Source organism: Halorussus ruber (assembly GCF_004765785.1).
In the GTDB taxonomy this organism is placed as follows: domain Archaea; phylum Halobacteriota; class Halobacteria; order Halobacteriales; family Haladaptataceae; genus Halorussus; species Halorussus ruber.
On sequence record NZ_ML219768.1, the window covers coordinates 334,268 to 342,574 of the forward strand.

Sequence of the window (8,307 nt, forward strand, 5' to 3'; positions counted from 1 at the left end):
TGGGTGCTGATGGGAAATACTGTCCGGAAGTTTTCGTCTCTCGGGGCTCGTGAACCCTGTAACAACGAGAAAGAAGAACAGCAAAAGCTTGGAGATTCGCTTGACAGTATCGAGACCGAAGAGGGGCTTGGAGACCGACTCACGGGGATGTTTGAAGAAGTAGATGTAGATTCGGTTGAAGCAGTCCGTGAGTTGCGAGAGGACACATGAGTAGACGACTTTTCCTCGACACCAACGTCTTCATCGCCTCGATTACTAAAGAATCGGAGAGAGTAGAAGTAGCCAAGAAGCTCCTAAATTCCGACTACGAGTTTTACACATCTTTGTTGAATTTATTAGAGCTACGAACGGTACTTGCGAAGAAGAAACGGCTAGAACGGGGCCAAGTCGAAAAAGCGATAGAGCGAATTTCCGAGGAAGTAGAGATTATTTGTCCACGAAACGTCTGACGTTCTTGCAACGAATCAACTCCAGCAGGAGACCCTTCTCTATCCGATGGATTGTCTCATTCTTGCCGCAGCCAAGGACGCTAATGCCGAGTTAGTCACCTTCGACGGAGAAATGCTTGAAAACGGGGCTACGTCGCCATCTGAAATTCTCGACAGAGAATAGTTATTGCGTCCGGAAGGCCCGGTCGCCAGCGTCGCCGAGGCCGGGGACGATGAAGCCCTCGTCGTTGAGTTCGTCGTCGATGGAGACCGTCAGGAGGTCGGCCTCGTCGAACTCGTCGCCGACGCGGAGGAGGCCCTCGGGCGCGCTGACCGCCGAGAGGACGAACAGGTCCTCGGGGTTCGGTTGCTCGTTCAGCACCTCGTCGAGGACCGCGCACATGGTCGAACCGGTGGCGAGCATGGGGTCGGCCACGATGACCGTGTCCTTCTCTCGAATCTCGGGGAGTTTCACGTAGTCGATGGTGATGGGGAAGCTCCCGTCCTCGCCGCGGCCAGCCTCCTCGTCGCGGCCCGCGCTGATGACGCCCTGCTTGGCGCGGGGGAAGGCCTTGAGCAGGCCCTCCACGAAGGGGGTCGCGGCCCGGAGGACGTTGATGATGACCACGTCGTCAAGTCCTTTGACGCGCTGGCCGGTCGTCTCGGTCAACGGCGTCTCGATGGAGACGTACTCGGTCTCCATCGCGCCGTCGATAATCTCGTAGCCGCAGATGCGGCCGAGCTTGACGAGGCCCTTCCGGAACCCGACTTGTTCGGTCTCGACGTCCCGAAGCTTCGAGAGGGTGTCCTGTGCCAAGGCGTGCGTGAGGAGTTTGGCGTCCCCGCGGTCCTCGATGGTCATGTCTTATCCGTACTCGGGGCGCGCGAGGGCTTATCTTTTAATATGACCGGCCAGACCGAGAGTCAGACCCACGGGCCAGCGTGCCAGTTTCAACCCGAGGACGCCGCCGAACAGCAGCCAGTGGGACGCGTCGGCGAGGACGTGGCCCAGAAAGTCCTCGGTCGGGTCCACCTTGTCCCAGTCATCTACCCACGCCTTTAGCCGTGGGCTTGAGCGTGGGACTCCTCTTCTGACGACAACGTGTCGTAGGCGGTGTAATCGCCGTTCAGGGTCACTGTCCCGCTCTTGAGGGCGAGATGACCGTCGCCCAACCCCGAGGGACGTTTGCCCTCGGGTAAAGAGAGTAATCGCTTCCCAATGTTCTTCGACGCGTTGTAGTCGCCGTCTACCTCGTATCTGCACTCGTTACACTCGAACAACCCTTCTAAATTGCGGTTTGTGCTAGATTGGTGTCCGCACTTCGAGCAGGTCTGCGATGAGAAGGCGGGATGTACGTCTTCGACGCGAATCCCGTACTCGGTGGCTTTCCACCGAATCATCTCCTGCAATTCGCGGAATGCCCACTGGTGCATCTGAGTTTCAGTTGGTCGTCGTAGGCATCCATTCGCTCGCGGATACGTGTCAGGTCTTCGACGGCGATATGCGAACAGTCGTACCTGCGGGCTTCTTCCACGATGGGCAGACGAGCGTCTGCCGTGGAAAATCGACGGTAGAATCAACGAGTCACGAGATGCGTCACGACCATCAGGAGACCGGCGAGGAGCGCGACGTTCTGCAACCCGAAGGTCACCATGTCGATGAACGCCAGCCCCCAAATCACGAGAGCCGCGAACGCCGTCGAGAGAACCAGATTCATCACGAACAGCACGCGGGGGTCGCCCTGCGAGTTCGCCATGCCGGGCAGTCTCGGCCACAGCGACTTATCTCTTCCCCGACAGAGGCCAGCAGAGCGAAGGGTACGGAGCGCGAACAGCCGATATGCGACCGGTGAATAGACGCGGGACGCCGGTTGACCCGGTTCCCTTTCTGGTCGTCGCGGCGGCGGGGTTCCTCGGCTGTTACAGTTGCGGCCCGATTTACCTGATGGAGTTCGGCGTCGGACTGCCGAGCGCGCTCGCGGTCACGACGCTGGTATTTTTCGCCACGACCGTCCTCGCCTACTACCGGTTCGTCTGGACCGCGCGCCCGGACCTGCGGTCGGAGATTCCGGCGGGCCTCCGCCTGCGGCGCATCGTACTGGCCGGACTGGCGATCGGCGGACTGTTCGTCCTGCTGTCGCTTCCGCTCTACTGAGCGAAACACTTTCCTCGCGGGTTGCGTACTGCCACCAATGCGCGAGGTCGAGGTCTCGGCGTTCGTGCCCGCGTCACCCGTAACCGTGGAGCGCGCGCTCACGCCGACGGCAGTGGTCGAGTACGAGGGAAGTTTCGAGGTACGGGACGTGACCGACCGCGACGACGGGACGACCGTGACCGTCGGAGCGAGAGGACTGACGATGCGCCTCGACTTCGAGGAGCGCGAGGACGGCCTGTGCTACCGCCAGCGAGGCGAGGAGGGTCCCTTCGAGGCGATGGAGACCGAGTTTTCGGTCGCGGCCGAGGAGGGCGGGAGCAGGGTCACGGCCTCCTCGCGGGTGAGCCTCGGCCTGCCGGTGTCGGCACTCTCGGACCGCGTCGCGGCGTGGAAGCGCCGGGGCGAACTCCGCCGGGCGCTCGACGCGCTGGCCGAGGACGTGTGAGGCGGCGGAGGTGTCGAGTTTCCGGTAATCGGTCGTGCAGGCGCTGTTCACGACCGGCACGGGTTTTATACGCTGAATAGGCGCAATACCACGGCGTGTAGGCCGTGGATACGCGCCGTCACTAAGTGATACGTTCCACCGACAAGAGCCGAGTCCGAATTTCCAGTCTATACTTTCAAGTGGGAAGAATCGCTATAGAGGAGCAAGGTCAGGTCGGAACGGAGCGGATTCCGAACGACCGTCGGAGGCGGCCTGCCCGCCCACGTAACGAGGTCGTTCGAGACGGCTTCGCCGTCTCGTGATGACGAAAATCTCCGATTTTCGAACCACAGTATCCGAAATACCGACGCGGTGAACGTGAATCCTCGAAGGGTTCGTCTCCGTGCCCGTCGGTTGAGCAAGCCGACGATACCTCCGAGTCCGGAGACGTGTCAGCGACTCCCTGCTGGCACAAACAACAGCTGGGAGTCAACGACACCGAGGAGAGGAGTAACGGCCATTTGGCATGGCCAGACAGCCACCGACCACGATGGCAGGGTTAGATGCCGACTCCCGTGAAGTGGCGGCGTCCCTGGTTGCAGACCTGAAATTCCCACCGCTCGGGATTCCTCCGCGTTCACGCGGAGGAGGATGTCAATGTATAGGCGTTTTAAAGAAGGGAGAGTACAGGAAGGCCAAAAGCTAGCTACTGCCGAAGCCTCGGCGTCACCGCAACCGCTCCGCACCGCTCCGCGTCTCGCAAGCCTCAGTCGTCGCTCCCTTCGGTCGCTCCTCCTTTCGCTACTCATCCACCGGCGGACAAACCGCGTCCTCCGAGCCTTCGGCTTCGCCGAAGACCTCGCACGCCGATGGCGCGGCCACTCCGGGCCGCGCCAGCGCGCGCCGAAGAGAAATATTCCCACTTCGGATTGGAAATCCACACTTCCAGAGCGGTACGTCCGAAAAACGGCGTCCGGGTTGCGCCCAGCGGCAACCTTTTATCGGCGGGGGGACTGTATGGGAAATGATGACACTTGCCGACCGAATCGAATCCTACCGCGAACTCCTCGAGGAGTGGTTGCACGGCCTCTATCACGGGATGGTAGAGCATCCGGCCTACGAGCTCATCGAGCAGGAGGCAGAGGACTCCGAGGACGCCTTCATGTTCGCGTGCTTCTCCGATGCGTTCGGTATCCCGAGTCCCGTCTCCTACTACACCGCCGAACTGTTGCCCTACCTCGGCGAGGAGTTCCAGCACTGGGAGCGCCGGATGTGGGACCGCGAGTCGATGCTCGAACGCAAGGGCCACCAATATCACTTCTAACATGAACAAGTTCGTCTTCTTCGGCGGCAAGGGCGGCGTCGGCAAGACCACCGTCTCGTGCGCCTACGGCTTGAAATGCGCCCGAGAGGGCCTGAAGACGCTGGTCGTCTCGACCGACCCGGCACACAGCACCTCCGACGTGTTCGACCAGCAGTTCGGCGACGACCCCGAGCGAGTCGAGGCCTACGAGAACCTCTGGGCGATGGAACTCGACCCCGACGAGGAGGTCCAGCGCCACATGATGGAAATCAAGCGGACCATGAGCGACCAGGTGAGTCCCGCCATCGTCAACGAGATCGACCGCCAAATCGAGTTGGCTCACCGGACGCCCGGTGCCCACGAAGCTGCGCTGTTCGACCGCTTTATCGACGTGATGCGCGAGGCGTCGGCAGACGCCTCGGAACGAGCGAGCGGGGAGGGACGACCCGCGAGCAACTCCGAGGAGTACGACCGCGTGGTCTTCGACACTTCGCCGACCGGCGGGACGCTCCGCCTGCTGTCGCTGCCGGACTTCCTCGAAGGCTGGATAGAGCGTCTGCTGGAGAAGCGCGAGCAGAGCCTCGACCTCTACGAGAAGGCGGCCATCGGCAAGCGCGAACCCCGCCAGACGATAGAGCAGGACCCCATCATCGCCCGACTGGTCGAGCGCAAGGAGATGTTCGAGTTCGCGGGCGAGACCCTGACCAACGACGCCACCTTCTTCCTCGTCCTCAACCCCGACGAACTCTCGATTCGGGAGACCAGTCGCGCAATCGAGGACCTGGACGAGTACGACCTCAACGTCGCGGGACTCGTGATTAACAAAATCGCGCCCGAACCCGACGAGGGCGAGGAGGGAACCGGCGCGACCTACCTCCGCGAGCGCCACCGGACCGAACAGGACCGCATCCGGCGCATCGAGGAGAAGTTCGCGGAACCGGTCGTGGCCCGCATCGTCCAGCGCGTCGAGGAGGTGAAAGGCGACCTGCTGGAGGAAGTCGCGGCCGAGTTGGACATCGAAGTTGCACCGGATTCTCCTCGGCCCTGAGCGAGCCGGGCCTTCGCCACGACACCCGCCGAACCCGAAACATTCAGATATCCATCAATATATTACTTCCTTCATTTTTGGCTCCGGGAAGGTGTGTTATATCGTTCTCAGCGTGTCTACTAAGGATAATAAACATACATTATAAGCAAAAATAGGAACAATCTTTAAGTCGCTGTTTTCCGTTTCCCTGAAATGAGGTCTCATACCATGGTGCAAGTAATCTGGCTGGTGGTCGCGGTACTCGTCCTGTTTAGCGCGGGGTATCTGGGATACTCCAGATACCTCTCCCAGTTCGTAGAACTGGACGAGGACCGAACCACACCAGCACACAAGTACGACGACGGGCAAGAGTACGTCCCGTCGAAGAAGCCGGTACTGTTGGGGCATCACTATTCGAGTATCGCGGGCGGGGCACCTATCGTGGGACCCATCACCGCCGCGGTCTGGTGGGGATGGGTCCCGGCGTTCCTCTGGGTCGCCATCGGCAACCCGCTTTTCGGGAGCGTCCACGACTTCATGTCGCTGACCTCCAGCGTCCGCCACGAGGGCAAGTCGATAGGCTACATCATCGGCGAGTACGTCGGCGAGCGCGGCAAGAACATGATTCTGTGGTTCGCCTTCCTGACCATCATCCTCGTGGTCGGGGTGTTCGCGCTGGTGGTGGCGCTGGTGTTCACCGCCTACCCGCAGACGGCGACCGCAAGCACCGTCTACATCCTGCTGGCGCTGGTATTCGGGGTCTACCTCTACCAACTCGACCTCCCCTTCCTGCCGGGGACCGTGACGTTCGTCGCCGCGGTGTTCGCGGGCGTCTGGGTCGGCGTCGAGTACCCCATCGCGCTGACCGCCGACGCGGGGTCGTTCGCTCCTTACCCCGAGGGAACCATCGTCCTGCTCAACAGCAACCCGCTCCCGGTGGTTCTCGGAAGCGGGAACCTCGCAATGTGGATTCCGGTCGTGATGGTGTACGGCTTCATCGCCAGCGTGCTTCCCGTGTGGGTCCTGCTCCAGCCGCGGGACTTCCTCACGTCGAGTCTGCTCTACACGGGCGTCGGTGCCGTCCTGCTGGGCGTCATCGTCGGCACGTTCACGGGCGCTGGCGAGACGTTCGCCATCCAGATGGAGGCCTACAAGGGCTTCTTCGGCGACCCGCAGTTCACTACCGCGCCGCTGTTCCCCATCCTGTTCGTGACCATCGCGTGCGGGACGATCAGCGGGTTCCACTCGCTGGTCTCGTCGGGGACGACGGCCAAGCAACTCGACAAGGAGACCGACGCCAGACTCATCGGCTACGGCGGGATGCTCGGCGAGGGCCTGCTGGCGACCGTCGCGCTGGTCACGGTGTCGCTGGCCGCACAGACTCCCGCCGGAAGCGGCATCGGCCTCGCGCTCCCCAACTTCGCGGCGGGCGGCGGCATCGTCATCAACACCGCCTTCGGCATCGGCGAGACCATCGCCGCGACGTTCATGGGCCTCGTGCTGGTGAGCTTCCTGCTCACGAGTACGGACACCGCGGTCCGCCTCGGTCGGTACATGATGGAGGAGATCGTCGGCACCCCCGAGACGCAGGTCGAGGAGGCCGCCGCGAACCGGTACGTCGCCGCGGGCATCCAGATTCTCCCGGCGTACCTGCTGGTTGCGACCGGTAGCTGGGCCGACCTCTGGCCGCTGTTCGGCGGCGCGAACCAGACGCTGGCGGCGCTCGCGCTGCTGGTCGCCACGCTCTGGCTGGCCAACTGGGACGACAGCAAGCAGTTGCTCAGCACGGGCGTCCCGATGGCCATCATGTTCTCGATGACGACGCTGGCGTTGCTCTATCTGGCGTTCTGGCAGAACCTGAACAACAAACTTCTGAACTCCGAGTGGATGGCGGAGGCCGGGACACTCGACTTGGTGGCCACCGTCCTCCAGATAGCAATCGCGCTCGTGTTGGTCTACATGGCCGTCTCGCTGGTCAGGATGGGCTACACCAACATCAAGAAGGTGAGAGGCGGCGAGACGGTCGCCGCGGACGGCGGGGAGGTGGGAGACGACTGAGGCGGTCGAGAAAGTCAGCGACAGGGCGCTAAATCTGGAACCGACGCGCGATTAACCTGAGCAGTCCAGGTCGCTCTTTTTCGATGGGGTCCCACAACCGGAAGGCCTCCTCGACGGTCGCCTCCTGACTCGCCACGATGTCGTCCTCGTCGGGCGCGACTGCGACCAGATTGATTTCGTAGTGGCCGTAGTAGCCGTACTTCAGCATGGTGCGGTCGCGGAAGTCGGCGACGAACTCGCGCAGGTCCGCCGAAATCGTGGGGACGACGAGGACGAAGGTGAAGTCGGTGCTGTAGTGTTCTTCGTCGGCCTCGATCCACTCGTCGGCGAGGTCGTGGCCGAGTTCGACCAGTCGCTCGGCGTCGGCGACGCTCGCGCCGCCGGTCCGCCGGACGAACAGGTGTTCCTGCTGGTCGTGGTGGCCGAACGAGAGCGCGGGGTGGAAGAAGTGCTTCTCGCTGTGGACGACCAACTGGCCGTAGAGGGTGAACGCCTCGCCGCGGACCGTCCGGTCCTTTTCGAGGTCGAAGTTGTGCATCAGGCGGTCGCTCACCCGGTCTACGTACTCGTCGTCCCAGTCCGGTACGTCGGGCGCTTGGTCGTCAGCGATTTCGGCCTCGGCGGTCGTCTCGGTCTGCGCTGGCGAGTCGTTCGAGTCGGGGGTCGAGTCACTCATGGGTAGGGGTATGGAGCGTCGTCGGTGGTTGGTTCGCCGAGCGTTCGCGCTCGGTGGTCTCCTCGGCGGTTCCGACGCGGTGTTTCACGTGTGACCACAGCACACGGTGGGTTAAATACTCTCGGACGATTTGGCCGTCCGAACGTGGTCGTGGGGGGGGGGGGGGGGGGCCCCCCCCCCCCCCCCCCCCCCCCCCCCACAAAAGGGGGAATTTGGGGGGGTTTATTTTTTTTTTG

General features: G+C 62.3%; 11 protein-coding genes and 1 pseudogene. 7 read left to right on the top strand and 5 right to left on the bottom strand.

Annotated elements, in window-relative coordinates; all coding sequences use genetic code 11:
• The first annotated feature begins 9 nt into the window (after positions 1–9).
• Together EPL01_RS01700 and EPL01_RS22550 are read left to right on the top strand one after the other, a co-directional pair.
• A complete protein-coding gene (locus tag EPL01_RS01700; RefSeq protein WP_135823529.1) occupies positions 10–210 on the top strand; it encodes a hypothetical protein in 201 nt (66 codons plus the stop codon).
• Positions 207–612 (top strand): annotated as a pseudogene (locus tag EPL01_RS22550) (type II toxin-antitoxin system VapC family toxin). Before EPL01_RS01700 ends, EPL01_RS22550 begins: the two are co-directional and overlap by 4 nt.
• Here EPL01_RS22550 and upp read toward each other — a convergent pair.
• The 4 genes from upp to EPL01_RS01720 form a co-directional block, all read right to left on the bottom strand.
• Complete coding sequence (upp, locus tag EPL01_RS01710) at positions 613–1,290, bottom strand: uracil phosphoribosyltransferase (protein WP_135823530.1); 678 nt, start codon at positions 1,288–1,290, stop codon at positions 613–615.
• A gap of 30 nt (positions 1,291–1,320) precedes the next feature.
• Positions 1,321–1,461 carry a hypothetical protein gene (locus EPL01_RS21355; RefSeq protein WP_168215778.1) on the bottom strand — a complete coding sequence of 47 codons (141 nt, stop codon included), beginning with the start codon at positions 1,459–1,461 and terminating at the stop codon, positions 1,321–1,323.
• Positions 1,462–1,487: 26 nt separating this feature from the next.
• Positions 1,488–1,862, bottom strand: coding sequence for a zinc ribbon domain-containing protein (locus EPL01_RS01715; protein ID WP_168215779.1), 375 nt, complete (start codon positions 1,860–1,862; stop codon positions 1,488–1,490).
• 143 nt (positions 1,863–2,005) lie between these two features.
• A complete protein-coding gene (locus EPL01_RS01720) occupies positions 2,006–2,185 on the bottom strand; it encodes a DUF8107 family protein (RefSeq protein ID WP_135823531.1) in 180 nt (59 codons plus the stop codon).
• 83 nt (positions 2,186–2,268) lie between these two features.
• Here EPL01_RS01720 and EPL01_RS01725 point away from each other — a divergent pair, with 83 nt between their 5' ends.
• The 5 genes from EPL01_RS01725 to EPL01_RS01745 all read left to right on the top strand — a co-directional run bounded on the left by EPL01_RS01725 (position 2,269) and on the right by EPL01_RS01745 (position 7,395).
• Positions 2,269–2,583, top strand: a complete 315-nt coding sequence (locus EPL01_RS01725) for a hypothetical protein (RefSeq protein WP_135823532.1) — start codon at positions 2,269–2,271, stop codon at positions 2,581–2,583.
• 37 nt (positions 2,584–2,620) lie between these two features.
• A complete protein-coding gene (locus EPL01_RS01730) occupies positions 2,621–3,028 on the top strand; it encodes an SRPBCC family protein (protein ID WP_135823533.1) in 408 nt (135 codons plus the stop codon).
• A 1,006-nt stretch (positions 3,029–4,034) separates the two neighbouring features.
• Entirely contained in the window at positions 4,035–4,331 is a 297-nt protein-coding gene (locus EPL01_RS01735) for a DUF7990 family protein (RefSeq protein WP_135823534.1), read from the top strand.
• A 1-nt stretch (position 4,332) separates the two neighbouring features.
• Positions 4,333–5,358, top strand: coding sequence for an ArsA family ATPase (locus tag EPL01_RS01740; protein ID WP_135823535.1), 1,026 nt, complete (start codon positions 4,333–4,335; stop codon positions 5,356–5,358).
• Between the two features lie 207 nt (positions 5,359–5,565).
• Positions 5,566–7,395, top strand: a complete 1,830-nt coding sequence (locus tag EPL01_RS01745; RefSeq protein WP_135823536.1) for a carbon starvation CstA family protein — start codon at positions 5,566–5,568, stop codon at positions 7,393–7,395.
• 28 nt (positions 7,396–7,423) lie between these two features.
• Here EPL01_RS01745 and EPL01_RS01750 read toward each other — a convergent pair whose 3' ends face one another.
• Complete coding sequence (locus EPL01_RS01750) at positions 7,424–8,071, bottom strand: DUF8052 family protein (protein ID WP_210424036.1); 648 nt, start codon at positions 8,069–8,071, stop codon at positions 7,424–7,426.
• Between the last annotated feature and the right edge of the window lie 236 nt (positions 8,072–8,307).